General features: G+C 53.6%; 20 protein-coding genes. 17 read left to right on the plus strand and 3 right to left on the minus strand.

Annotation, left to right across the window (positions count from 1 at the left end; genetic code table 11):
* Nucleotides 1–50 precede the first annotated feature (50 nt).
* Nucleotides 51–2,747 carry a flagellar hook-associated protein FlgK gene (flgK, locus tag B4967_RS19630; protein WP_243470570.1) on the minus strand — a complete coding sequence of 899 codons (2,697 nt, stop codon included), beginning with the start codon at nucleotides 2,745–2,747 and terminating at the stop codon, nucleotides 51–53.
* 245 nt (nucleotides 2,748–2,992) lie between these two features.
* Here flgK and B4967_RS12640 point away from each other — a divergent pair, with 245 nt between their 5' ends.
* The 11 genes from B4967_RS12640 to rfbC all read left to right on the plus strand — a co-directional run bounded on the left by B4967_RS12640 (nucleotide 2,993) and on the right by rfbC (nucleotide 16,728).
* A complete protein-coding gene (locus tag B4967_RS12640) occupies nucleotides 2,993–4,006 on the plus strand; it encodes an acyltransferase family protein (protein ID WP_083025542.1) in 1,014 nt (337 codons plus the stop codon).
* 3 nt (nucleotides 4,007–4,009) lie between these two features.
* Nucleotides 4,010–5,752: an LTA synthase family protein gene (locus B4967_RS12645; protein ID WP_083025544.1), complete on the plus strand. Its 1,743-nt coding sequence runs from the start codon at nucleotides 4,010–4,012 to the stop codon at nucleotides 5,750–5,752.
* Between the two features lie 483 nt (nucleotides 5,753–6,235).
* On the plus strand, nucleotides 6,236–8,713 hold the full coding sequence (locus B4967_RS12650; RefSeq protein WP_083025545.1) for a DUF4347 domain-containing protein: 2,478 nt from the start codon (nucleotides 6,236–6,238) through the stop codon (nucleotides 8,711–8,713).
* Nucleotides 8,710–10,284 carry a beta strand repeat-containing protein gene (locus B4967_RS12655; protein ID WP_083025547.1) on the plus strand — a complete coding sequence of 525 codons (1,575 nt, stop codon included), beginning with the start codon at nucleotides 8,710–8,712 and terminating at the stop codon, nucleotides 10,282–10,284. The genes B4967_RS12650 and B4967_RS12655 overlap by 4 nt, the downstream gene beginning before the upstream one ends.
* Nucleotides 10,268–11,962 (plus strand): cadherin repeat domain-containing protein, encoded by a 1,695-nt coding sequence (locus tag B4967_RS12660; protein WP_083025549.1) that lies wholly within the window; start codon nucleotides 10,268–10,270, stop codon nucleotides 11,960–11,962. Before B4967_RS12655 ends, B4967_RS12660 begins: the two co-directional genes overlap by 17 nt.
* Before the next feature lie 282 nt (nucleotides 11,963–12,244).
* Nucleotides 12,245–13,303, plus strand: a complete 1,059-nt coding sequence (rfbB, locus tag B4967_RS12665) for a dTDP-glucose 4,6-dehydratase (protein ID WP_083025551.1) — start codon at nucleotides 12,245–12,247, stop codon at nucleotides 13,301–13,303.
* Nucleotides 13,304–13,443: 140 nt separating this feature from the next.
* The gene (locus B4967_RS12670; protein WP_083025552.1) at nucleotides 13,444–13,743 is read left to right on the plus strand and encodes a nucleotidyltransferase domain-containing protein; all 300 of its coding nucleotides are present in this window, start codon (nucleotides 13,444–13,446) and stop codon (nucleotides 13,741–13,743) included.
* Nucleotides 13,740–14,216, plus strand: a complete 477-nt coding sequence (locus B4967_RS12675) for a hypothetical protein (protein ID WP_083025554.1) — start codon at nucleotides 13,740–13,742, stop codon at nucleotides 14,214–14,216. The genes B4967_RS12670 and B4967_RS12675 overlap by 4 nt, the downstream gene beginning before the upstream one ends.
* 137 nt (nucleotides 14,217–14,353) lie before the next feature.
* Nucleotides 14,354–15,265 (plus strand): dTDP-4-dehydrorhamnose reductase, encoded by a 912-nt coding sequence (rfbD, locus tag B4967_RS12680; protein ID WP_083025556.1) that lies wholly within the window; start codon nucleotides 14,354–14,356, stop codon nucleotides 15,263–15,265.
* A gap of 30 nt (nucleotides 15,266–15,295) precedes the next feature.
* Nucleotides 15,296–16,180, plus strand: a complete 885-nt coding sequence (rfbA, locus tag B4967_RS12685) for a glucose-1-phosphate thymidylyltransferase RfbA (protein ID WP_044630563.1) — start codon at nucleotides 15,296–15,298, stop codon at nucleotides 16,178–16,180.
* The gene (gene rfbC, locus B4967_RS12690; protein WP_083025558.1) at nucleotides 16,180–16,728 is read left to right on the plus strand and encodes a dTDP-4-dehydrorhamnose 3,5-epimerase; all 549 of its coding nucleotides are present in this window, start codon (nucleotides 16,180–16,182) and stop codon (nucleotides 16,726–16,728) included. Before rfbA ends, rfbC begins: the two co-directional genes overlap by 1 nt.
* A gap of 86 nt (nucleotides 16,729–16,814) precedes the next feature.
* Here rfbC and B4967_RS12695 read toward each other — a convergent pair whose 3' ends face one another.
* A complete protein-coding gene (locus tag B4967_RS12695) occupies nucleotides 16,815–18,344 on the minus strand; it encodes a sensor domain-containing diguanylate cyclase (RefSeq protein ID WP_083025559.1) in 1,530 nt (509 codons plus the stop codon).
* A 382-nt stretch (nucleotides 18,345–18,726) separates the two neighbouring features.
* Entirely contained in the window at nucleotides 18,727–18,903 is a 177-nt protein-coding gene (locus B4967_RS18080) for a hypothetical protein (RefSeq protein ID WP_161491518.1), read from the minus strand.
* Between the two features lie 503 nt (nucleotides 18,904–19,406).
* Here B4967_RS18080 and B4967_RS18085 point away from each other — a divergent pair.
* From B4967_RS18085 to B4967_RS12720, 6 genes are all read left to right on the plus strand, one after another.
* The gene (locus B4967_RS18085) at nucleotides 19,407–19,580 is read left to right on the plus strand and encodes a hypothetical protein (RefSeq protein WP_161491519.1); all 174 of its coding nucleotides are present in this window, start codon (nucleotides 19,407–19,409) and stop codon (nucleotides 19,578–19,580) included.
* Between the two features lie 345 nt (nucleotides 19,581–19,925).
* Nucleotides 19,926–20,633 carry a SapC family protein gene (locus B4967_RS12700; RefSeq protein WP_083025561.1) on the plus strand — a complete coding sequence of 236 codons (708 nt, stop codon included), beginning with the start codon at nucleotides 19,926–19,928 and terminating at the stop codon, nucleotides 20,631–20,633.
* 71 nt (nucleotides 20,634–20,704) lie between these two features.
* A complete protein-coding gene (locus tag B4967_RS12705) occupies nucleotides 20,705–22,141 on the plus strand; it encodes an MBL fold metallo-hydrolase (protein ID WP_083025563.1) in 1,437 nt (478 codons plus the stop codon).
* Between the two features lie 33 nt (nucleotides 22,142–22,174).
* Entirely contained in the window at nucleotides 22,175–23,476 is a 1,302-nt protein-coding gene (locus B4967_RS12710; protein WP_243470571.1) for an O-antigen ligase family protein, read from the plus strand.
* 255 nt (nucleotides 23,477–23,731) lie between these two features.
* Entirely contained in the window at nucleotides 23,732–24,523 is a 792-nt protein-coding gene (locus tag B4967_RS12715; protein WP_083025566.1) for a prepilin-type N-terminal cleavage/methylation domain-containing protein, read from the plus strand.
* Between the two features lie 14 nt (nucleotides 24,524–24,537).
* Nucleotides 24,538–25,368 (plus strand): type II secretion system protein, encoded by an 831-nt coding sequence (locus B4967_RS12720; protein WP_139794502.1) that lies wholly within the window; start codon nucleotides 24,538–24,540, stop codon nucleotides 25,366–25,368.
* The last annotated feature ends 46 nt before the right edge of the window (nucleotides 25,369–25,414 follow it).

Consider the following 25,414-nt stretch of genomic DNA (forward strand, 5'->3'; position numbering starts at 1 on the left):
GTGGGGCGTGCCTGCGTAGCGCTCACGCGCTCTATCTTTCCTGTTACTGATTAGCTGCGCAGGCCAAGAATGGTATCGAATATTGTTGATGCGGTGCTGATCACGCGGGCGTTGGCTTGGTAGAACTGCTGGAAGCGGATGAGGTTGGCTGCCTCTTCATCCAGGTTCACGCCAGATTCCGACTGTTGAACGGCGCGCAGTTGATCGGTCAGCCCTTGGCGGGCATCCAGGTTTACCTGGGCGATGTTGGTTTGGTTGCCTACGTCGCTCACTATCGCGCCGTAAGCACCGCTGAACGAGGCGCTGCCCCCTACGGTTAATTCGTTTTGCAGGTCTTGTAGCGCCAGGGCGTTGCGGTTGTCGCCGGGGCCGGTGGTGCCGGTGATGCCTGTGAAGGCCACGCCGCTGGTGGTGCCATTGCTGGGCAGCTCGTCAACGGTAAAGCTGAGGATGGTGGCGCCCGTGGCATCGTCTTTAATGATTAAGCGCTCGCCAGCGGCGAGGGTGTCGCCGGTGCCAGCATTCACCGAAAGCACATTGTCGATTTCAGTGCCATCTTCTTTAAAGATGCTGTAAATGCCTTCCGGCGGCGGGGAAGTGGGCACCGAACCAGCATCCGGGGAAACAAACAGGTTGTTGTCGCTCTCTGCCCCAAAGAGCCCAAGGGTAAGGGCGCCGTCGTCAGCGGCTTTAATCGCAAAGCTGGGCGGTTGGTACTTGGCATCCATTTGTTTGAACGCTGGGGCAACGTCAATCTCGCTGACTTCAAGCTGGTTCTGCACGCGGCCAATGGGAGTGTTGTCTGAAATTGCGCCCCCTGCAGCTGGCACCCCTGGCATGTCATCCCAGGTGGCGGTGATGTTGAAACGACCATTGGCCGATATCAGCACAAAGAGTGGTTCAGTAACCGTGTCGATATTTAACTTTTCACTCATGCCGTCAAGAGAGCTACTGCCGTCATTAATAGCGCCTTCACTGTCAAAATGATCCGCATCACCGGTATAAGTAAAGGTCATACCGTTGTAGCTGGAAGTCACGCCATCGGCAAGGTCACTTGAGAAGTTAGTGCCTTTGTGAAAAAGCAGTTCTTCATCACTGTAAGTCGTGCCCTCAGGAAAACCGCGGGCTAAAGTGAACACTTGTGTTTCAAGGTCATCTTCAGAGTCAATGCTATTACTTGTCCATGTATAGTCAGCATCACTTCCTGTGACGGGAGTGCCGATGAGGTGTTTACCATCTCGGGTGAATATCTGGATGTCGTCATCTGCCCCTAAATCATAGAGGTGGATTTCAACATTTTTGGCATCAACAGGAATAAAGGCAAATGGCTTAATGCCCGAAGTCTCTCCGGTCAACGTACTTCCTGTGGCAAATTTACTGGCAAAACTCTCTGTTTGCCCCAGGCGCGTTGTGCTCTGCGACTGAAAATCTACTGTGGAATAGGGCATGGGGCTTACCGGGCCCTGCGCGGCGGCAATTTTATCCAGGTCGCTGACCAGTACGTCCATACCTGCGGCGGCGCGGCGCACGGGCTGTACGTTAAACGTATCGCCTGCAGCGGGGGCGCCGCTTAGCGTCATATCGATACCGCCGAACGAGAGGGTGGTGCCATCCCATTCGGCATTTACTTCTTCTCCGCTGTCTTGCCGGGTAACGCTGAAGCTGCTGCCGTCGTACTTTACTTGGTAGTCGGTGGCGCGTAGGTCATCAACGCGGGTGGCATCAAAGGTAATGGTGCTTACTTCTGCGCTATTGTTTTTGCCGCTATAGGCTTGGGGGGCGCGTATTGAAAAGAAGTTTTTGCCTTGTTCGCCGTCTAAATCAATGCCTTGTTTGTGTATTTCGTTAAAGGCGGTGGTGAGCGATACGGCGAGCTGGCCAATTTGGTTTTGGGTTTTATCTAGCGATTCCTGGCGGAAGCGCATTAGCCCGCCCAGACTGCCGCCAGTAAGCACGTCCTCGTCAAGGGGCACCACGTTGCCACTACCATCACGGTAGCCAACAATAGTGCGTTGGGGGTCGTTTTCTGCGGTTATGGGGGTGAGTTTGAACGCATCGGCACCGCTCACTAACGGCTGGCCGTTGGGCAGGCTGACGTTGTAAGTTTTGCCATCCTGAATATTGAGCCGTACGTTTAGGCGCTCGTTTAGCTCGGCAATCATCTGGTCGCGCTGGTTCAGCAGGCTGTTGGGCGCTTCGCCGCTGCGGGCGCGCGACAGGGCAATTTCGCGGTTTAACCCGGCAATTTGCTGGGTGGTGTTATTTACCTGGGTAATTTCGTCTTCAATTTCGCTGTTGATGTTGTTCTGCATATCTTGCAGGTAGCTATCAAACGAGCGGAATTGGGCGCTGAGCGTTTGCGCGGTACCAATAACCCCTTGGCGGGCGGCGGGGTCTGAGGGGGCGCTGGCCAGGTCTTCCAGGCTGGAAAAGAAGGTTTGCATCAGCGGTGAAAGTCCGGCGTCGCGGTCGGCAAGCAGGCTGTCGATTTGCGTTATCTGCTGGCTGTATTTCTCTAACGCCGTGGATTGGGTGCGGGCGTTATTCAGCTGACTGGCCACATACTTATTGAATTGGCGCTGAATATCGTTGACCTGCACGCCGGGGCTGCCTGAGGACTGTTCACCCAGAATCGTAATTTCCCGGTTGTAGCCGGTAGTGTAAACGTTGCTGATATTGTTGCTGGTGGTGTTCAGCGCGTTTTGTGCCGCATTTAACCCGCTTAGCCCAATCGAAAACATGCTCATCGCCCAGTGCCCTTGTTATCATTTGCCCAACCGTCAAACGGGTAAAGATTACTTCATTACGCTGCTAAAAGAAAAGGCGAATGAGGAAAAGTTGGCAATAAAATCATCGGTTTGGGTGGCGGCTATGCTGGAAAGGCAAGGCGGTGCAGTCAAATTCCTGGGTTAGCCCGCACTGGTGCAGGCCACTGTTGTGGGTGCCACGCTGCCTTTGCAGTACACTGGCTCTTTTTTAAGCGAATGTTGCGATGTCTCCCTCGTTATTTAATACGCTCAATCTTATTAAAGTGTTTGGCGCTGCGTTAGTCGTGGCTTCTCATTATGCTGGGCAGTACTACAGCACGCCGTTTTATAGTTATGGTACGGGCTGCTTTTTTGTGGTGTCGGGATATTATGCCTTTAACTGGGAGCGCCACCGGGGCTGGTACTATCTTGCCAAGCGTTTAACGCGTTTATATCCGGCGTTTTTGGTGGCGTTGCTGGCTTATTTGTTGGCGCGGCAAATACCGTTGGCCGAGTGGCCGCTGCTGACAGCCCATCATCTTACGTTTTTGCTTTCCACGCCGGATAGGGCAACGGTGTTTGCACTTAACCCGCCGTTTTGGTTGTTTTTTACGTTTTTTGCTTTGGTGGCTTTTTTACCCCGCATAACGCCCCGCTTTTGGCAGGTGGTGGTGCTGATGTTGCTAGCCGCTGGGGCACTGTGGTTAAACGTTACCACTTGGCGAGAGGGGTACATTGAGCTGTGGGTGGCGCCGCTACATTTATATGCTTTTTGGTTGGGTGGCTGGCTGGGGGCTAGGGCGCATCGTCGCCCGGTGCCGTTGCACTGGGGTTATACGTGGCTGGCGGTGGGCATTATGCTGCTGATTGTGGTGTGCGGTGCTTACTACCAGTGGCTTACCCGTGTACTTTTCTTGGGTGAGACGTTTGCTTACCGGGGGGCTATGGTGGTGCTGTATGCGTTGCTATTTTGGGCAATGATTCATAGCCCGCTGGCAGCACGCGGCACTGGTTTGCTCAGCTTCTTGGGCACCATTAGTTTCGGGGTTTATCTGTTTCATAACCTGCCTGTTTATTGGATGAGCGATGCACTGCCCGCTAGTGTGGCGGTGGTGCTTTCTGTGGGGGTTTCCGTGGGTGTTGCGTGGCTTTCGTGGCGCTTTGTGGAATCTCCGTTTCAGCGTTGGAGTAAACCTCGGTTGGCGAAGTGGTACCGCCAGCCTGCGGCGGCGTTGCCGCGCGATGGTAAAAGGGAGTAGTGCGTGAAGTTGCGTTATGGCTGGGGTGTGGTGGGGGGCATCGTTGGGTTGCTGGTGCTGTGTTTGCTGGGGCGGCGTTTGTTTGTATTGCAGGCAATGTCTTACGAGGTGTTGGGCTGCCGGGCTTGTGTGGTGCCCAATGTGTTGGCATCAGATGTGCCGTATTGGGCGGTCGTGGTGGCGCTGTTTGTGGTGTCGTTCGGCCGTCGTGGGTGGTTGTGGCGTGGGGTGTGGCGGGGTATTGCTTTACTCGGCGTGGCGCTGTATGCCGCCGATATGTGGGTGATGTCCCAGTTTAGTACGCGTTTAATGTTGGCGGATATTCGGGTGTATACCGCTGATACTGCACAAGCCTTGGCGCTAGTGTTGCAGTGGCCGCTGTTGCACCAGCTGTTGGTAGTTGGGGGCTTAGTGCTGGGGGCTGCGCTGTGGTGGTGGCCGGTAAGCGAGCCAATATCTCGGCGGGGCATTGTTCTGTGCGGTATCGCGCTGGCGGGCCTGGGGGGTGGCGCGTGGGCCTATACACCGCCTGGTTATGTGCATGAGTGGGCATTGAAAAATGTGGTGCAGGCCAATTGGCCGACGGGCTTGGCTGCCCCTTATAGCCATGCAACTCAGGAGCGGTTATTGGCCGAGCGCCCGCCAGAGCAGTGTTGGGCGGGGCGTGATCAGCGTGACCATGTGGTGATGTTAGTGCTGGAGTCCTGGTCTACCTACCATAGCCAGGCGTGGCTGGGCGTGAATGATTGGACGCCAAGGTTGGATGCATGGGCAGCTCAGGGCCGTCAATTCGAGACGCTGTATGCCGGTGGCTTTAATACTAACGAGGGTTTGTTTTCTTTATTAACCGGCCGCGATGTGGTGTTGCCGATTCTGCCAGCGCACCAGCAGGGTGCATTTGAGGGGGCTTGGGGTATTGAGGATTCTCTGCCTGCTCAATTAGGAAAGCAGGGGTATCAGACTACGTTTATGACTTCTGGCAATTTGGCATACACCCGCAAGGGGGAGTGGTTGTCCCAGCTGGGGTTTGAGGCGCTGTGGGGGCACGATGCTCCGGCGTTTGATGGTGTTGAACGTGGCCACTTTGGCGCTGTGCCGGATGATGTGTTGTATTCCAGCGCATTGGCGCATATTACTCGCCTGCGGCAAGACCATGCTGCGAGCTTAACAGTGATTGAGAATGTCAGTTCTCACCACCCTTATGTGCACCCTTACTCCGGGGAGCGTAGCGAAGAGGCGGTATTCCGTTATATGGATAAGGCGGCAGGTGAGTTTATTGATCAACTGGCTACGAGTGGCTTCTTGGAAGAGGGGACCTTGGTAGTGGTCAGCGACCACCGGGCGATGACGTTTGTCACTGCCGAGGAGCAGGCGCGTTTTGGGTTGGGGGCGGTGTCTCGTATTCCGGGGTTTATGCTAGGCCGAGGTGTAGAGCCGGGTAAGGTAACGTTGCCTTTTCATCAGGCCGATATCATGCCTACGCTGCTGCGCCAACAGGGTGAGCGTGTTTGCCTGCATGGGCCGCTGCGGGATGGGTTGGATGTGGTTGCATCCGAACCGCGCTGCATGATGCATGCGCGGGGTGACCAACGCGATAGGGTGAACGTTTACTGTCCTGAAGGTAAGGGTACGATCAAAGTAATGGGTGATGATAGCTACTTCGTTAATAACGAAGGGTTAGAGAGCGGGAGGCGGCAGCAGTTATTGGACGCATTAGCTCGGCAACGCTTGGCGCTGGAGCCTTAACTAAAACAGTGTTGTTTTTACTGATGAGCAAATAGCTTAATGGTATCAGCACCTAGTATTTCATCGCTATGAAGCAGCCTATAACGCATAGGAAGCTTCAGATGGCAATGCTGGGTGATGACGAGGTTGCGGCTAGCCTTTGTCGTGTGTGGCCGGGCAGCGGCTAATGCATGACGGTAAGCCGTTTATATCCTAAGCAGAAAATCGTCAGGCCCTCGTTGATCAGGCGCGGTAATTTATGCAGGTGCGGTGACCGCTACTGCAGAGGTTGCAGGCTCTTTACAAGTCATAAAAATATTATTGACTCTCTTTAAAATCTAGCACTATTTAATTCAATTTGATGAGTGGCGCAGTAAAAAAGACTGAGCAATAATGCAAAAAATACGCTCGGCCAAACGCGCCTATCACAAGGTTGCTGCCGATGTATGGGGTGGGGTGGTTCTCTCATTGTGAGAGATAATCTTAGGTGGGGAGCGGGCATACATGGCAGGCGATCTTTTACAGCGCGTTAACGTCAAGGCAGTCATTTTCATCGATACAGGTATTGCTGATTGGCAAACCTTGGTTGACGGCGCTCCCGAAGGGGCTGAGGTCGTCACCCTGGATCCTTCCCGCGACGGCCTGGAGCAGATGGCGCAATGGGCGCAAACCCACAGCGGTTACGACGCCATCCATATCATCAGCCACGGTTCGGAAGGGGAGGTCCGCCTAGGTAACTTTACTCTCGATGCGAATGCTATTAATACCCGTGCGGCTGAGTTAGCCCAACTGGGCGCGGCGTTAAATGAAGGCGGTGATTTACTGCTATACGGTTGCTCTGTCGCCAGCGGTGAAGGGCAAGAATTTATTGCTTCCTTAGCCCAAGCCACCCAAGCGGATGTGGCGGCATCGGATGATTTGACAGGTGCGGCGAGTCTTGGTGGGGATTGGGAGTTGGAAAGGACGGCTGGGAGTGTCGAAACAGCCGTGTTATGGAGCGAGAGTTATTCCAGTGTGCTGGCTGACGAAACAATAGGGACTAATGGTGCCGCTGCTTATGCGCAGACATTCTTGGGTGAGGCGACGCTTGGGCAGACATTCACGGCGACAAAAACGGGTATTTTGAAAGAAATTCATGTAGCGAATACAGATACTGACAATGGTTCTGACTGGACTTTGACTGTGTATGCCGGAAGTGGAACCGGTGGTGCGATTCTCGCAACGCAAACGGGCTCCTCATTTGGCAATACAGTAACATCGTACTCTGATTACACCTATGCCACTGTCGCGTTGTCAACGACGGTTAATCTGACGAGTGGTTCAGTTTATTCTTTTGTGTTCTCTCCTGCGGATACGATAGGCTTGGTGTATACGGACGAACAATACGCGGGTGGGTCGATCGTTTATGACGGCTCGGTAGTTGGCAGTAATGATATGATTTTCCAGGTGGTTCAGGCTGATGCAGCTCCTGCCAATAACGCCCCGACTATCACTGGCGCACCTTCAGATATAGTAGTTACTGAAGATACCGCTTCCAATGTTGATTTGTCTGGAGTGGCCTTTGCGGATAATGATGGGGATAGCCTTACAGTTACCCTTACCGCATCCGAAGGCACATTAACCGCCTCCTCGGGTGGTAGTGTGACCGTGAGCGGCTCTGGCACCGAGGCTCTGACACTTTCTGGTACCGCCGCGAATATTAATACCTATTTGGACACTACCACCAATATTCAATACACCGGCGCGAATAACGCCAGTGGTGATAATGCCGCGACGTTAACGATAAAAGCGAATGATGGCACGGTGGATTCCAGTATTGCCAATGTGAATATTGATATTACGGCTGTTAACGACGCGCCAACGGCGACCAATCTGACGCAGTCGTCGGGTTCCTTTACCGAGAACGGCGGCAGTGCTGCGCTTAATGATATCGTTGTGACGGATGTGGATACCGACGATACGATTACCGCGACCCTGACGCTGAACAATGCGTTGGCGGGGGGGCTGACGACCGGCACTTTCGGGTCCGCGACATCGACCTATAATGCAGGCACAGGCATCTGGAACGTGACCGGGTCGGTGACGGATGTGAATGCGGCCTTGGCGTCGGTGGCGTTTACGCCCGCGGCTAACTGGGATCAGGATGTGACGATCACAACCCGTATCCGTGACGCAGCAAACACCGGCCCGGCGGATGGCACCATTACGCTGACCGCGACGCCAGTGAATGATGCGCCGGTCGTAACTGCATCAGGGGGCACCACGGCCTTTACCGAAGATGGTGGTGCGGTTGTTATCGATGGCAGCTTTACCCTTTCTGATGTCGATACGGCCGATATGAACGGCGCAACGATCACGATCAGCGACGGTTTCCAGGCCGGTCAGGACACCCTTTCCTTTACCAACCAGAACGGCATTACCGGCAGTTACAACAGTGCAACCGGTGAGCTGACGCTTACAGGGACTGCCTCGGCAGCGCAGTATCAGGCGGCAATCCGGTCCATCACCTTTTCCAATGAATCGGACAACCCGAGTACCGCCAACCGCACGCTTTCGATCACGGTGAGTGACGGGACGGACAATTCCAATACCGCCACCAAAACCGTTTCGGTGGCGGGGGGCAATGATGCGCCGACGGCGACGGCCACCGGTGGCACCCCGACCTATACCGAGGGCGGGTCGGCGGTAGATCTGTTTTCCGGTGTGACGATCAGCACGGTTGAAAGCGGTCAGACGATTTCGGGCATGACCTTTACTGTGACCAATGCCGAAGCTGGTGACATCATCACATGTGATGGTACGCAGATTACCCTGGAGAACGGGTCCGATCATACCGCTGACAACGGGTTGGACTACACCGTGTCGGTTACGGGCGGCGTGGCAACAATCACGATCACTGGCGGCACCATGACGACGGTGCAGGCGCAAGCCGTGATTGACGGCATGACCTATTCGTCAAGCAGGAGAATCTCGGTACTTTGAGCCGTGTGGTGACCCTTACCGGCATTACTGATAGCGGCGGCACGGCCAATGGTGGCACCAATAGTGTGACCCTGAATGTTGCGGCCACCGTGGCGGTGGCGGGGGTGAATGATGCACCGGAACTGACCAATGGCGGTAATACCGGCAATTTCTCGGCCGGAAGCGGTACCGGGATTGTGATCGATAACGGCCTGACGGTATCGGATGTGGACAATACCACGCTTGCCTCTGCGACTGTTTCGATTACGGGCGGTTTTGCCACAGGTCAAGACATTCTGGCCTTTACCAACGATCCAGCCCAGCATGGCAACATCACTGCATCCTTTAATGTTACGACAGGTGTTTTGTCGCTGACCTCCGCAGGATCGACCGCGACAGTTGCGCAGTGGGAGGCGGCCCTGCGTTCCGTGACCTTCAGCAATGGTGAGGCATCGCCAGTTACGGGCACGCGCACGGTCAGCTTTGCGGTTCATGATGGTGATGCCACCAGTACGGCTGCCACCAGCAGCGTGGAGGTCGTCTTTGCCCCGGTCATCGGCAATCTGGATGGTGATAGTGTCACTTATACCGAAGGCGGCAATGCGGTTTTGATTGATGCTGGAACGGCGGCGACCATTACCGATAGCGACAATGCCAATTTTGATGGCGGCAATGTGACCGCCCGTATCACCGATGGCGGCAATTCGGCGCAGGATATCCTGGGACTTGCGACCGGGGCTGTTACGCTTGACGGGTCGAATGTCAGTGTCGATAACGTTGTTATTGGTACGCTGGTCAACAATATTACCGCAGGCAATGATCTGGTCATCAATTTCAATGCCGACGCTACTTTGGCGCGGGTCGAGAGCCTTCTGGCGGCGATCCAGTACAGCAACAGCAACGCGGATGAACCGACGCCGGGGGCGCGGACATTAGAGGTGACGGTAACTGATGCGTCGGGCGGTTTTACCTCCAGCCCGGCCGGGGTCACGGTCAATGTGGTGGGCGTGAACGATGCGCCGACGGCGATGGCTACCGGTGGCTCCCCCACCTTTACCGAGAACGGTTCGGCGGTTGATCTGTTCTCTGGCGTGACGATCGGGACGGTCGAAAGCGGCCAGAATATTACGGGCATGACTTTTAGCGTGACCAATGCCGCGGCTGGCGACAGCATCACAGTGGACGGTACGGCCATTGCCCTGACTAATGGAGCAACTGGGACGACCACTGGCAGCAGCGGGCTGGCCTATACTGTGTCGGTCGTTCAGGGGCTTGCGACCATCACACTCACCGGCGGCACCATGACGACGGCGCAGGCGCAAACCGTGATTGACGGCATGGCTTATGCCTCAAGCAGTGACAACCCCGGTACTTCGCGTGTGGTGACCCTTACCGGCATTACCGATAGCGGCGGCACGGCAAATAATGGCACTGATAGCGCGACACTGAATATTGCGGCGACGGTGACGATATCGCCTGTCAACGACACCCCAGCCTTTACCAGCTCAAACACTGTGAGTGTGGCGGAAAACACCACGGCGGTGACAACGCTGGCCGCCACCGATGCGGATGGCGATGCGCTTAACATATAGCCTCACCGGCGGTGCCGATATGGCTTTGTTCACGCTAGATGCCAACAGCGGGGCGCTGAGCTTTAAGGCGGCGCCTGATTTTGAGGCACCTAACGACCAAGACCAGGATAATCAGTACGAGGTAGTTGTAGACGTTGACGATGGCACTAAGAGTGCTTCTCAGGCGATGACCATTGACGTGACCGATGTCAACGAAACACCACCTTCTCGTCCTACTCCTACTCCTACTCCTACTCCCGAGCCTGAGCCTACAACTCCGCCCATTCAGGTGACGCCGTCAGAGCCGCAGCCGAATACGCCTTCAGGTCGCCCTTCAGTAAGAGAGACCATTAGTAATACAGGCCGTGATCCGGGAACCGCCAAGCTGGTTGAAAACAGTGGCAACGCCAACGAGGTGACTGCAACGCTGCCGGGCGGGGTTAGCTTGGTGAACCAGGGCGCCCGCACTGCAGTAGACCCACTCCTGGCGCTGGGTGATTTAATCAACAGCATAGATGCTCAGCAGCCAACCAACCTCAATGAGCAAACCGGCGTGGCGAGCCAATGGCTTACCAACCGGCCTGACGGCACCTTGTTAGATATTCGTACCTTGGTGATCAGCGATAGCGGCAGCAGTTCCGTCAGTACGCCTATTCAAATTACCGGGATTGGTAACGGTAGCAGTAGCTATCAAGAGGCGTTTGTCATTGATGCTCGCTCATTGCCACAGGGTAATAGGCTCCAGCTTGATAACATTGATTTTGCCAGCATCATTGGTGAAACCATGATTACCGGCGGGGCTGGGGCTAACGTGATTGTGGCAGATGATGCCTCACAAATGATTGTGCTTGGGGAGGATGACGATGAGTTGCACGCGGGTGGGGGGCGCGATTTGGTTGGCTCGAAAGGCGGCGATGACCTGATTTTTGGAGAAGCAGGCTACGATCGATTATTTGGTGGTGAAGGGGACGATGTTCTCAATGGCGGTAGTGGCGTTGATGTTGCACGTTTTACGCTTGACGCTGCCGATGCTGAATTACGCTATGCCGATGACGGTAGCCTTGTGGTTTCTGCTGGTGCGTTGGGCACTGATACGTTGAGAAGTGTTGAGTTGTTGCGTTTTGATGATCAGGTCGTACTGGTAAATGCCCCTGAGCGAAAATCGGTATTGGGTTTTGATGAGGCGAGCTACCTGGGAAATAACCTGGATGTGGCGGCAGCTGTTGCGCAAGGAGATTATGCCAGTGGCTATGCACATTATTTAAAATATGGCCGAGATGAGGGGCGCTCTGGAGAGTTGAATGGTTTTGATGAAGCATTCTATTTAGCTCAAAACCCTGATGTGGCGGCTGCCGTTGAACGTGGTGACTACGTGAGTGGTTTTCAGCATTACTTGCGGTGGGGTCATAGAGAAGCGCGTGATCCAAATGCGCTCTTTGATGAGGCGTGGTATCGCGAACAAAACGAGGGCGTGGATAGAGCCATTGAGCAAGGTATCTATGTTAACGCCTACGACCATTATTTGGTTTATGGCGGTGCAGAAGGGCGTTTGCCATCGGCATGGTTTGATACGGGCGCCTATTTGAATGCAAACCCTGGGGTCGCTGCTGCTGAGATAAATCCGTTGTTACACTATCTTGCTTATGGTGTACATGAAGGGCGTGTGATAGTGGCTGCTGATGATGGGTTGTGGGGGTAGCACACGCTGACGTTAGTTGTATGTTTGTCTGTACGTTTTAACCCCGGTTTTTACCGGGGTTTTTCTTAAACGGGGTAGTGGCTTATCAGGTATTAGCGTTCAAGTGAAATGCTTTGCTGGAGCGCGCTAAAACCTGGCATGCCGCTTTGGTGGGTTTTCTGGTATCGTTGCCGCCACAATTTATGGGCGGTGATATGACTCTATATGGGTGCGTCCTGTATAGCGTTTGGTTCGGATGCTTATCACCGGTGTATGGCTTGGTCCTCTTTTGTTGGAGCTAAGATGAACATCTTGATTACAGGCGGTGCTGGCTTTATCGGCTCAGCGGTGGTGCGTCACTTGATTGAAAATACGCAGCATGCGGTGGTCAACGTAGATGCGCTCACCTATGCCGGTAACCTGGAGTCGCTGGCCGTGGTGGAGGGCAACGAGCGCTATGCGTTTGAGCACGCGGATATTGGCGATGCTGCCCGTATGGCAGCTATTTTTGAGCGCTACCAGCCGGATGCGGTGATGCACCTGGCGGCGGAGTCCCATGTAGACCGCTCCATTGATGGCCCGGCGGCGTTTGTTCAAACCAATATCGTGGGTACTTATACGCTATTAGAGGCGGCCCGCCAGTATTGGAAGGGCCTGCAGGCCACGGCCCCTGAAAAGGCGGCGGCGTTCCGCTTCCATCATGTGTCTACCGATGAGGTGTACGGCGATTTAGAAGGGCCGGAAGATCTGTTCACCGAGGAAACCCCTTACGCGCCCAGCTCGCCTTATTCGGCCAGTAAAGCAAGTTCCGACCATTTGGTGCGGGCTTGGCACCGTACCTATGGGCTGCCGGTCTTAGTGACGAACTGCTCGAATAACTATGGGCCTTATCACTTCCCTGAAAAGCTTATCCCGTTGATGATTTTGAACGCCCTGGCGGGTAAGTCGTTGCCGGTCTATGGCGATGGCCAACAGGTGCGCGATTGGCTATATGTAGAAGACCACGCCCGTGCGCTGGTTAAGGTCATCACCGAAGGTGTGGTAGGCGAAACCTATAATATCGGCGGGCATAACGAGAAGGCGAATCTTGAAGTAGTCGAAACGCTGTGCGACCTGCTGCAGGATCTGGTGCCTGCCGAGCGTTCCTACCGTGAGTTGATTACCTTTGTACAAGACCGCCCAGGCCACGACCTGCGCTACGCCATTGATGCCAGCAAGATTGAGCGTGAACTGGGCTGGAAGCCAGAAGAAACCTTTGAAACCGGGTTGCGTAAAACCGTGCAGTGGTATTTGGAAAACCGGCAGTGGTGGCAGCGGGTTCAGGATGGCAGCTACCAAGGGGAACGTTTGGGTAGCTTGTAGCTCTGAGTTCGGTGTTGGTGGCCTAGCGGTCGCGAGCTAAAGCTACTTCCTCTGGTGCTTACGGTCGCCTGCCCTACGTTACAATGTAAAAAGGCGGGGTGCCGTATCAGCTCACGTACTTTATACGCTGGAGAGTAGCCGTGCGATTAACGGGTAGAGAAGTGACAGCCATTAAAAAAGCTACCAAGGATGTGCTTGGCGAAGGTGCCCAGCTGCGAGTGTTTGGTTCACGCACCAATGACCTCGCAAAAGGTGGAGATATTGATCTGATGATTACGGTGGGAGAGGCGGTAAGTAATCCTGCTTGGGCTATCGCTAGAATTGAAGCAAAGATCATTGAGCAATTGGGCGATCAAAAGATAGATATTGTGCTGAATGCCCCTAATCTAGAGAAGTCGATGATTCACCATGTTGCACAAGAACAAGGGATTGTATTGTGAACCTATTGCCAGAAACGCAAGAGAGGCTGAATTTTCTTGTAAGAGTGGTGAGTAAGGAAATTAAGCATCTGGACTATGCAGACAGCCAAGCGTTTGGTGCTTCTCTTACGCTCGAGAGAGTGGAGAAGCTGGAGCAAGACCCGGCGCTAGCGCTCACGCTTGAAGCGTTCACCAGTCGATTTTGTCGGCTTCAAGACACGCTCGGCGATAAATTACTTCCAGCGCTGCTCAATGCACTAGGTGAGTCAGCCAACGCTTTATTAATAAATCTTAATAAAGCTGAAAAATACGGTTGGCTTGATTCTGCAGAGGAGTGGATCAGCCTTCGTCAACTGCGAAATAAAATGATCCATGAATATATTGAGGAGGCTGTCATTCTACACAGTGCGCTGACGACAGCGCATCAAAAGGTTGAGGTGCTGAAAGTGTTTGCCGAAAACCTGATGCTGCAAGTACAGCAGCTTCAAGAATGAGTTATTCTTTTGAGTCGTTGTAAACCGCTGTTGCTCACTTCTAGCAACTAAACATCGCGAGCTAAAGCTGTCTGCCACCGGTGTAGTACTCAGGCGGGTAGGATGATGAATTCAAGTGTTTCACAAAGGAATGGGTTATGAAGGTTCTGATCACCGGCGGCAGTGGCCAGGTTGGCTTTGAGCTACGCCGTCAGTTGGCTACGCTTGGTGAGATTCTGGCGCCTAACCGGGCGGCCTTGGATCTGTTGGATGCTGACGCCGTGGATACGTTTTTGGCACAACACCAGCCTGACCTTATCGTAAATGCTGCTGCCTATACGGCGGTCGATAACGCTGAAACAGACCTTGAGGCGGCAACGCGGTTGAACGCGGAGCTGCCCGAGCAGTTGGCGGCTTATTGCCAGCAGCGGGGCGGCTGGTTAGTACATTACTCATCGGATTACGTTTACAACGGTGAGGGTGATACTCCCTGGCAGGAAGGCGATGCCACGGGGCCATGCAATGCCTATGGGGCTACCAAGCTAGCAGGCGATGAAGCGGTCGCTAAGAGTGGCTGCCAGCATCTGATTTTCCGCACTAGCTGGGTGTACAGCGCCCATGGTAAGAGTTTTTTATCAACCATGCTGCGTTTAGGGGCTGAGCGTAGCGCCTTAAGCGTTGTAAGTGACCAAATTGGTGCGCCAACGCCTGCGCGGCTGATTGCGTTAGTCACACAGCAAGCGCTTACTAAGCTACACGGTACTCAGCTACAAACAGCCACGGCATCGGGTATCGAGAGCGGCGTGTATCATTTAGCCCCTAAAGGGGCGACGAGCTGGCATGGCTTTGCCTGCGAGATTTTCCAGTTAGCCAGCAACCTTGGGCTACCGTTGGAGATTACTCCTGAGGGTGTTTCAGCCATACCAACAAGCGATTACCCTACGCCAGCGGTTCGCCCGCTTAACTCTCGGCTGGGCGTTGATAAAATTGAACAAGCGTTGGGCATCCAGTTGCCCAGCTGGCAAAGTCAGCTGGCGCTTACCGTGGAAGAAATAGCAAGCTCGCGTTAGTTCTGCGGGTAACGAGCAAGGAGCAATACGATGCAACGTAAAGGCATTATCTTGGCAGGTGGCAGCGGTACGCGCCTGCACCCCATCACGCGCGGTGTTTCAAAACAGCTGCTGCCGATTTACGACAAGCCGATGATCTATTATCCGATTTCGGTGTTAATGCTGGCTGGCATCCGCGAGATTTTGATTATCTCTACCCCGGAAGATTTGCCTCAGTATGAAAGCCTGCTGGGTAACGGTGACTCTTTCGGTGTGCGCTTTGAGTACGCAGTGCAGCCTAGCCCAGATGGCTTGGCGCAGGCGTTTATTATTGGTGAAGAATTTATTGGCGATGCGCCGGTGTGCTTGGTGCTGGGTGATAACATTTTCCACGGTCAACACTTCTCAGACCAGTTAAAGCGGGCGGCGGCACAAACCAGCGGTGCTACGGTGTTTGGTTATTTGGTGAAAGACCCGGAGCGCTTCGGGGTAGTGGAGTTTGATGCTGACGGTAAGGCGGTCTCTATTGAGGAGAAACCCGCCAAGCCGAAGTCGCCTTACGCAGTTACCGGGCTCTATTTTTACGATAACGATGTGGTCGAGATCGCCAAACAGGTCACGCCTTCCGAACGAGGCGAGTTGGAAATTACTAGCGTGAACAATGCCTACCTTGAGCGTGGCGACCTGCGCGTTGAGCGCTTGGGCCGTGGTTTTGCCTGGTTGGATACCGGAACCCACGATAGCCTGTTAGAGGCGAGCCAGTACGTGCAAACCATTGAGCACCGCCAAGGACTGAAAGTGGCTTGCCTGGAAGAGATTGCCTGGCAGCAGGGCTGGCTAAGCGATGAGTCGCTGCGTGAAAGCGCCACGGCACTGGCAAAAACCGGCTATGGTCAGTACTTGTTAAACCGTTTAGATGCTAAAGGTGGCCACTAATGCAGGTTGAAGAAACGTCTCTACCAGGGGTGTTCATTCTTTCCCCTAAGGTGTTTGGCGATGCCCGCGGCTTTTTTATGGAAAGCTTTAATCAAAAAGCGTTTGAAGAAGCAACAGGGTGCAAGCGCGAGTTTGTGCAGGATAACCACTCCCGCTCCCGCCAGGGGGTGCTACGTGGCATCCATTACCAGCTTGAGCAGCCGCAAGGTAAGCTGGTGCGCGTTACCCAGGGCAGCGTGTGGGATGTGGCGGTAGACCTGCGCCGCCATTCGGCGCATTTTGGGCAGTGGGTAGGCGTTGAGCTGTCTGCTGACAATAATCGCCAACTGTGGGTGCCGGAAGGCTTTGGTCATGCGTTTGTGGTGCTGTCAGAAACCGCTGATTTCTTGTACAAAACCACTGATTACTACCACCCTGAATCAGAGCGCTGCATCCGTTTCGATGACCCGGAGCTTGCCATTGAGTGGCCCACGCTGCCGGTTGAGATTGCGCTTTCGGAAAAAGATCAGGCGGGTAGTCAGCTGTCTGAAGCTGAGGTATATGAGTAGCGTTTAATTTGCGCTGCTGACAGTCGCTCGATCAGCTGTTAGTAAGGCCCCCGCTGAATGCGGGGGGCAATCATTAAACGGCTAGGTTAGTGCCCGTATACGGCAATACCGCAGCGGCCGCTGTGTTTAATAAAGTACATGCTTTTGTCGGCGGCATTGATGAGCTCGGTGCTGTTGGCAAAGCCGCCATCGTTGAGGCAGGCAACCCCAATCGAGACCGTCACATAAACGGGCCGGTCTTCGTGCCACGTCATGGGTTGCTCTTGTAATCGATAGGCGATGCGTTGGGCAAACTTTTTGGCACCGTTAGCATCTTCTCCAGGTAAGACCACCATAAACTCCTCCCCGCCGTAGCGGCCAGCCAGGTCGCCATCCCGCACCACTGCGCTGAGTAACTTGCCAAAGCTGACCAGGACATTGTCGCCGGTGAGGTGGCCATACTGGTCGTTAATGGATTTGAAGTGGTCGATATCTATAAAAACCACCGAGAGCGCACCGCCCACGTCGCGGCATTGGCGAAAGCGCATGTCGAGTTGTTCTTCTAACCATCCTCGGTTGGCGATGCCGGTCAGTGCATCGGTTCGGCTGCGGGATTCCAGTTCGTTTTGGCGTTCAAGCAGTTGGGCAAGCTCGCTCTGCTGTTGGTCTAGGCGGGCGCTTAGGGCCAGCGTTTGTTCAAACAGTAGCTGCTGGGCCTCGGCAAGCAGAGCTTCATTATCCTGGTGGGTGGGGGCAGTGACTTCGAGAATATTGGCAAGGCTGGGTAGCTGGTCTTCAATGGTGTTGAGTAGCGCTGCCAGCTCTAGGTGGTCGGTTAGGTGGTTGCTTTCCAGCTTGCGCATGAGGTTGACCAGTGCCTGGGCGGGCGATGGTGAGAGCCAGGCGTCGGCAATATGACCAGAGAGTCGAATGCATAATAGGTCGGCTGGCGCCGAGGAGAAATCTAGGTGGCTGGTGTGAATGGCTTCTGCAATGGGGGCGGGCACTCCCCATTTAGCTGCTAGCCAGGCACCTACGATAGCGTGGTCGCAGCCAAATAGACGGTGCTCATTATGGCTTACTTCTGGGTGATGTTCGGCTGGAGTTTCATAAACGCTCTCTACTTCTTCGGGGTAGAGGGATTTGAGCGCGAGTACGCCGATATCTTGTAGCAGGGCTGCGGTGAACACAAACCCTTTGCGGGAGGGGCAGAGCTGTTCGGCAAGGTAACGCGAGGCGATAGCGGCAATAAGTGAGCGGCTCCATACGCGCTGTAGGTAGGCGTTGGCTCCTTTTTGGCGGAACAGGCTGAAGCTGAGCGTCGCGGCTAGGGTGGTATCTAGGCCAATGCGTGCTACGGCTTCCTGGCAGCTGCTAATCGGGGGCGCGCTACGCGCATAGTAGGCGCTATTGGCCAGTGCCAGTAACCGGGTGGTGAGTACGGGGTCGTGCTCAATGGCCTCCGCATAGGCTTTTACGCTGGCGTTTGGGGAGCGGGCAATGGTAAGTACATTCATGGCCACGGAAGGGAGGGGGGGGAGCGAGGCGCACCCTTCCAGGCTTTTACGGAGGAACTCGGGCAATGGTGAGGTGAGTGAAAGCTGAGCGCTGTTATCGGTTGGTTGTATAGCCTGCATGGCAAATCCCTTGTGGTAGTGCGGCTAGAAGTGTGGAGAAAGCGTTTTCTACATTTTTCTTATAAACAAACGGTTGTTTAGAAGCATAGGCGAAACGAGGGGATTTGCTGTGCTATGTGTGTGTTTTTAAGTAACGCAACGTGGAACGCTAGGTGCTTGAAATTTCTCTAGCTTCTTCACGGCTGGCCGTCTGCATGTAGCTGTTGGCGCAAGTGAGAGGCCAATGCTCAAATGGCAGGATATTGGATATTGGATATTGGGGCGGTGAAGTGGATGTGGCTGAAGGGGGGGGGCTGAAACGATTAAGTGATTGAGTGGACCACCTATATAAGATAGGTGTACGGGAGACATAGGTGTACGAGAGGCAGAGTGGTTCTCAGCCTTATTCTGCTGCTTTCGTAATAGGCTGTAGCTTGATGACTAGGTGGTTCGCATTGGGCTGGGAAATGAAAGCTTCATAGCGCTCTGGGTGTGAGTCAATATCTTTTTGAAAGCTCTCTACGACCTCGACCAGCTCTTTAACGAGCGCTTCTTCTTGTTGTTGTGTTAGCAGGGGCATGGCCAGTAACCTTTTGAACAGAGAATAGGTAAACCGTTAAAATGCTGTCGTATTTTTGACGCATTATGCATGGCATGCTTAAGCATTTCCAGGTAATAAAAATTAGTTTATCGGTCTATGTGGGGAGTGGCCAGTGTGCTTCATTTTATTTCGGTATGGTGGCTGGTATCACAGTATTAGAGGTTGACAAACGGGCGTTTAGAAAATTTTGACGACTGGCTTTGCAGACGTGTTTTGAAGGCTAATTGATCAGGCTGTTGTCGCGTCATTAATATTCAGTGACCATACCCTGCGCAATGATGCATTGAGAGTTTTGAGAGTTGTTGAGACTGGAGTGGTGCAAAGGCACCATGCAACACTCTTTAATAGATAAGTAGTGGCTTAATGAAGTGTGACTTAATGCTTAGAATTTAGTGTTAAGGCGCGCTACTCTGTCTGTTAGCCTGCAAAGCAGCAGAGATTTTTGATATATAAACGATAATGCAGTTATAAGGGAACATGGTATGTCGCTAACCCCTACCCAAGAGAGTGCATTAATTAGTGAGCTGGTTGATGTCATTGAGCGCTTTCATTCCTCAGTTGATGATTACCCTGAAAACTATGAAGCAAGGGTAACGCAGCCTTCTCCAGAACATCTTATTATAAAGCCACAGCCTGCTAACATGGCCGAAGAGTAGGTGTGCATATTATTAAAGGGAGGCTTGTCACAAAAGGACTAGTGGACTGCTTACCCAGTACAGCATGCCCAGATGCGTTTGGTGCCAGAGGCGGTGTGGAGCTTCTTGTTGAATGGTTTCTAATCCCTATTTTTCTTAGATGCTAATGTCCTATCACCCTTCCTTGCACCCCAAGTGAATGAATGTTTGTCCGGAAATTGTTATCGATTGTAATTAGCTTGCTAATAGGCGCCTACCCTAGGGAGGCGCTTTTTTTAGTAGATTTTCTAGAAAGATAGCCTATTGGGTATGGCAAAAATCATGCTGGTGGTGTTAAATTATGTAATTGATCGGTAGGGGGTGTTTATGATAAATGAGTATTTGTCTCACATCCCACTCAGCTATGCAGAGCACGCGCATTTGGGCTGGCGGCTCAGCCAACAGCAGGTACTGAGAAGTAGGTACACATGGCTGCCTATTAGCTTAAGTGAGCTAGCGCGCACGTCAGCTTATTTTCCGGTGGTGATTATTCAACAGGGGCAGCGTTGGTCCATGGTGGTTTTGCTGGATGACTCACTGGAGTTACAAGCAAACCTGCATAGTGCCGAAGAGGCGAAAGATCAGTTTCAACTTATGTGCCTACAGGCGTATCCGTTTTCGCTAATGCCATATAGCGCTCATAAAAGTGCAATGCAGCTCTGCATTGCAGAGACTGCATTAGCTAATTTGCAGGAGAAGGAAGTATTGCCGCTGTTTGGTGATAATCGGCAGTTCTCTACTGCTGTGGCTGATCGGTTCCATTTTCTGCATCGCATGAAAATAGATGCTGAGATAGTTCATAGTGCCTGTGAGTTGCTAGCCACGAAGGGTGTGCTAGTGCTGATTTCTGATGCTGAGAAGTTACTTACCGGCATTAAAGACCACTCGGTACCGCTCTATCGTATCGATATTGATGCTATAGGCCGCTTATCGAGAGAGGATTTTGCCGACTTGCAAATGCACCATGCAATGGAGCTAGGTATTTACCAGTATAGTTCTCTGTTTCACGTTAGTAAGTTTCACCGATTTGGCTAATAAAAATTGGCATTGTTGTTGCGGATGCTGATACTTTTATTAGTATCCTGTTCGGTAATAAGGTGCTAAACATGTCGTTAGCTGCTTCTTTAGAACCTCTTTCTCAGCTTGTTCACCGCGGAGGCGCTAGCGGCGTAACAGGTAGTTGTCATCAACTCCTTTATGGTGATCACCGCTCGCTGTTAATTGATTGCGGCCTTTTCCAGGGTGAAGATGCCGAGCAGGATGAGTTTAAGCAGTTAACCATCGATTTTGATATTAAAACTATCGATGCGTTAGTGATTACCCATGTGCATATCGACCACGTTGGGCGCTTGCCTTATTTGTTGGCCGCCGGGTTTACGGGGCCGATTTTCTGCTCCAAGCCATCGGCCAAGCTGCTGCCGCTGGTCATCGAAGACGCCTTAAAAATTGGCTTTACCCGCGATGCTCGGTTAATTGAGCAGTTTTTGCAGCGGGTGGAACAGCAGTTAGTGCCATTAGCGTTTGGTAAATGGCATAACGTCACATTAACACCTACTTGCCATGTGAACATGAAGCTCCAGCGCGCGGGGCATATTTTAGGCTCCAGCTATGTGGAGGTTGCCCTGCGCGACCCTTCTACCAAGCGGCGGCAGCGGGTGGTGTTTTCAGGTGATTTGGGTGCTGCCAACTCTCCCTTGCTGCCAGCACCAAAAGCCCCAGCTAAAGCGGATGTGCTGGTGTTGGAATCTACCTATGGCAACCGTTTGCACGAAGGCCGCTTGGATAGAGCCGCTAAGCTAAAACAGGCCATTGAGCGCGCGCTCCATAATAACGGCACGGTAATTGTGCCAGCGTTTAGCATTGGCCGTACCCAAGAGCTGCTATATGAGCTTGAAGGTATTATTCATCGTTCGGATAAGCAGTCATTGTGGAAGTCGTTAGAAATTATTGTCGATTCGCCGCTGGCAGCGCGCTTTACCCAGGTGTACCGAGACCTCAAGCCGTTTTGGGACAGTGAGGCGCAAACCCGCGTTCGCGCTGGCCGTCATCCGCTGAGCTTTGCATCGCTCTACACAGTGGATAGCCACGCAACCCATGAGCAAACGGTGCGCTATTTAGCCGAAAGCGGACGGCCTGCGGTGGTGATTGCTGCTAGCGGCATGTGTGCCGGTGGGCGGGTGGTGAACTATTTAAAAGCTATGCTGGGTGATGCGCGCCATCAGGTGCTGTTTGTCGGTTACCAAGGAGCTGGCACGCCGGGGCGGGATATTCAGCGCTATGGCCCCCAGGGTGGCTGGGTGATGTTGGATGGGGAGCGTTATGACATTAAAGCAGGGGTGACCACCATCAGTGGCTACTCTGCCCACGCGGATCAAACGGGGTTATTGGGCTTTGTTAAGCAGATGCGCCACTGGCCGCGTAGCATCCATTTAGTACACGGGGATGCCGAGGCCAGAAGGGCGTTAAAAGTGGCTCTTGAATCGTTAGCCGCTAAACACGGTAAGACGCTGAAGGTAACGTTACCGGTGAATCAGCCAGAGTAGCTAGGTTGGGGCTATGCTACTATCAGCGGCTTTATGACGCTGGTTAGGTTAGTGACCTGTATGTTAAGCCCCAATGTTCCCCGTTCTGAGCCGTTGTCTCACGTTACCAGTCTCGCTGTATTTTTGATGGGCGCGCTGGCGCTGGTGGTGCCTTCTGGTTACTCCGTTGGCCCCGTGCTGCTCCTGCTGGCGAGCACTGCCCTGCTATTTAAGCGCTTTAAGTGCTCCTCCTTTGTGCTGCTCCCCCAAGACCGCTGGATCATCGTAGCGTTAGTGGCCTACGGCCTGGTGGTGGGCGTTATGTCGGCGGTTGAGCTTGGTTCTCGTGGTTTTGATGGGCCGCTGCGCTTTTTATTGGCCATCCCGGTGCTGTTGCTGATACTGCGCTACCCGCCGCGTTTAAGCTGGTTTTGGGGAGGGTTAGCGCTGGGGGCTATCGGCGCTGGCAGCTTGGCGCTATGGATGAAGCTGGTAGAAGGTGTGGTACGGGCGGGTGGTTTTCTGCACGTTATTCAGTTTGGCAATTTAAGCATGTTAATGGGCGTGCTGTGCTTTGCAGGCTTGGGCTGGGCGGTGGTTCAGCGCCAACGTCATGCGTGGGTTGCCTTGCTACTGCTGGGGGCTTTGCTGGGGATGCTGGGCTCGTTAATGTCCGGTAGCCGTGGCGGCTGGGTGGGGCTGCCGGTGGTGGCGTATGTGCTCTACCGTGGCTATGGTCGCCAGTTACCGGTGACAATAAAAGCAGGAGCGGTAGGGGCGGCGCTTGCCTTAGTTGCAACAGTCTATTTGCTGCCGCAAACGGGAGTTCAGCAGCGGGTTGAAGCTGCCGTTAGCGATATTAGCCACTATGTATCCGGTACTGAAACCGATACGTCGCTGGGCTTGCGTTTTGAGATGTGGCGCGGGGCTGCTCAGTTAATTGCCGAGCGGCCACTGCTGGGCTGGGGCGAGGCTGGCTACCGTGAGGCTTTGGGGGAGCTAGGCGAGCAGGGTGTTATCTCCCCCGTGGCGGCTGAGTTTGGCCATGCCCATAACGAGTTTATCGATGCCTTTGCTAAACGAGGGCTGGTGGGGCTGGCCGTGCTTCTCATGCTTTACATGATCCCGATGAGAATGTTTGCCCCTGGCTTATCGCACCCTGATTTGCCCACTCGCTCATTGGCGGTAGCCGGCACGCTGTTACCGGTCGCATTTATTGATTTCGGTTTATCGCAAACTTTTTTGGCCCATAACAGCGGCGCTACTTTCTATGCGTTTTGGTTAGCGGTGCTATGGGGGAGTTATCGTTGTACTGCCTGTTCGAGTGCAGCAACGCGGCCTTGTGCTCGCGGTTAGACCCCATTCAGTCAGAACATCAGCTTTCTGGCTTAGGTAATTTTCGGTAAGTGAATTGTTTCATGGCCGCTGAAAAGTTATTTTTCAGCGGCTTAGCGCTATCAGCATGCATGAAAAAATTGAGAGTTTTGAGAGCCTTAGAGACTGACATAGCACTAAAGGGCTATGTAAGTATCGTTACAGTTGGTTCAGCTTACGCAGTTATCCAGCCTGCGCTTAGCCCGATACTCAGAACACTCATGAATGGAACAAAACATGCGTGCAGTCAAACATGCCTCTTCGCACCGCCAGCAGGGTTTTACCCTGGTGGAAGTCTCACTCGTCCTGGTTGTGATCGGGCTAATCCTCGGCGCGGTCTCAATTGGTAAGGATGTTCAGCGAAACGCTGAATACACCAAGATTAAACAGAAGTTTGTTGACCAATGGGCCAGTGCCTATAACTCCCACTACCTGCGCGCTGGAGTGGTGATTGGTGATAGCCAGGTTCAGCCGCGGCTGATGGTCAATGGAAATGAATATGAAGTTGTAGATGATCTCATTTCTGGTCGAGATATGACCGGTGCGGATGAACCTAACGCCATTTGTGAAGGTGGCCAAGCGCCGAACATGACGCGTGAGGAAGATCTTATTCTGCACCGTGAGATGGATCGTCACGGCGTGCGTATGCCTCCGGGCCGTGCCGAGGGTTTTGAAGACCGCTACGCCTATCTGGATACCAACGGCAACCCTCAAGAGCTTCAGGTGTGCTTTCAGTGGAATAAACCGGGCACCGCTGCCAGTTCTGGCAACGTGATGGTGATTTCCGGGCTTACTCCAGATTTAGCGAGGGCACTGGATCAAATGATTGATGGCAAAGCTGATTCACGTGAGGGGCTTTTCCGCAAATACGATATCGCTAATGACTCGGATGGCGCGCCTGGCATCGAATGGGCTGCCAACAACTCCCAAGCCTACGATGCAGATGAAGGCTCTGCTGACGATACCAGTGTGAACTTGGATGAAGACCAGGTCATCACGGTTGTTGCCACCTATAAGATGAACCAGTGAAGCGGGAGATGGCGATGAGGTCGGCAGGGGGACGTTCCGTAGGGGCTCGCCAGAGCGGGTTCAGCCTGATGGAAATTGTTGTGGTGATGGCGGTCATTGGTCTTATGTTGGGCGGGGTGAGCATTGGCCGTGATGTTCTCCGTGAGGCGGAATACAACCGTATCCAGAATAAGTTTTTAATGCCGTGGAAGCAGAACTACGACCTTTACTATCAGCGTACCGGCGTTGTGCTTGGCGATAACCAAGTGGCGCCGACGCTGATGGTAAACGGCTATGAAGCGGAGTTTGACCACATGGGCAGTGGGGTGGCGGGCATACCGGCCAACTACCGTAACACGGGCCGTCGGTTGTGCCACGGTGCTGGGTATCCCGCTAATACCGTTGGCGGCGGCGACCGGCCGTTGTCTGACCTGGATTTGCATCAGCTGTTTGATCGCGTTGGTATTCGAATGCCGCCGGGGAGGGCTGAAGGGTCGGAGGACCGCTATGCCTATACCGACACCAATGGTAATCCTGCAGAGCTGCAAATCTGCTTTCAGTGGAACCCAGAAGGAACAATCAGTGGCGCGGGCAACGTGATGGTGATCCGTGGGCTAACCCCTGATCTGGCCCGCAAGCTGGACCATATGGTGGATGGTAAGCCTGATGCCTACGAGGGCCGTTTCCGCCAGCAGAACGCAAATACCAATGTGTTAGAGCGTAGCCGCCATATTCCAGGTTATGAGTGGGAGGCCAATAACAGTTACACCAATGCTGACTCAAACCCTAGTGCCTTCGGTGAAGGGGCGTCCAGTGGAGAAGAGCGCGTCATTTTGGTTACCGCACACTGGGTCATGGATCAATGATGGTGTCACTGCTTTCTGAGGGGGGTAAGGCCGCTCGGGGTTATGC

Origin of the sequence: Vreelandella lionensis (assembly GCF_002087295.1) — a bacterium.
GTDB classification, from domain to species: domain Bacteria; phylum Pseudomonadota; class Gammaproteobacteria; order Pseudomonadales; family Halomonadaceae; genus Vreelandella; species Vreelandella lionensis.

What these genes read in the sequence shown, in the direction of transcription:
- B4967_RS12660 (WP_083025549.1), top strand. Translation starts at nt 10,268, where the DNA reads ATGCGCTTAACATATAGCCTCACCGGCGGTGCCGATATGGCTTTGTTC.
- B4967_RS12715 (WP_083025566.1), top strand. Translation starts at nt 23,732, where the DNA reads ATGCGTGCAGTCAAACATGCCTCTTCGCACCGCCAGCAGGGTTTTACC.
- B4967_RS18085 (WP_161491519.1), top strand. Translation starts at nt 19,407, where the DNA reads ATGTCGCTAACCCCTACCCAAGAGAGTGCATTAATTAGTGAGCTGGTT.
- rfbC (WP_083025558.1), top strand. Translation starts at nt 16,180, where the DNA reads ATGCAGGTTGAAGAAACGTCTCTACCAGGGGTGTTCATTCTTTCCCCT.
- B4967_RS12720 (WP_139794502.1), top strand. Translation starts at nt 24,538, where the DNA reads ATGAGGTCGGCAGGGGGACGTTCCGTAGGGGCTCGCCAGAGCGGGTTC.
- flgK (WP_243470570.1), bottom strand. Translation starts at nt 2,747, where the DNA reads ATGAGCATGTTTTCGATTGGGCTAAGCGGGTTAAATGCGGCACAAAAC.
- rfbB (WP_083025551.1), top strand. Translation starts at nt 12,245, where the DNA reads ATGAACATCTTGATTACAGGCGGTGCTGGCTTTATCGGCTCAGCGGTG.
- rfbA (WP_044630563.1), top strand. Translation starts at nt 15,296, where the DNA reads ATGCAACGTAAAGGCATTATCTTGGCAGGTGGCAGCGGTACGCGCCTG.
- B4967_RS18080 (WP_161491518.1), bottom strand. Translation starts at nt 18,903, where the DNA reads ATGCCCCTGCTAACACAACAACAAGAAGAAGCGCTCGTTAAAGAGCTG.
- B4967_RS12710 (WP_243470571.1), top strand. Translation starts at nt 22,175, where the DNA reads ATGACGCTGGTTAGGTTAGTGACCTGTATGTTAAGCCCCAATGTTCCC.
- B4967_RS12650 (WP_083025545.1), top strand. Translation starts at nt 6,236, where the DNA reads ATGGCAGGCGATCTTTTACAGCGCGTTAACGTCAAGGCAGTCATTTTC.
- B4967_RS12705 (WP_083025563.1), top strand. Translation starts at nt 20,705, where the DNA reads ATGTCGTTAGCTGCTTCTTTAGAACCTCTTTCTCAGCTTGTTCACCGC.
- B4967_RS12700 (WP_083025561.1), top strand. Translation starts at nt 19,926, where the DNA reads ATGATAAATGAGTATTTGTCTCACATCCCACTCAGCTATGCAGAGCAC.
- B4967_RS12640 (WP_083025542.1), top strand. Translation starts at nt 2,993, where the DNA reads ATGTCTCCCTCGTTATTTAATACGCTCAATCTTATTAAAGTGTTTGGC.
- rfbD (WP_083025556.1), top strand. Translation starts at nt 14,354, where the DNA reads ATGAAGGTTCTGATCACCGGCGGCAGTGGCCAGGTTGGCTTTGAGCTA.
- B4967_RS12695 (WP_083025559.1), bottom strand. Translation starts at nt 18,344, where the DNA reads ATGCAGGCTATACAACCAACCGATAACAGCGCTCAGCTTTCACTCACC.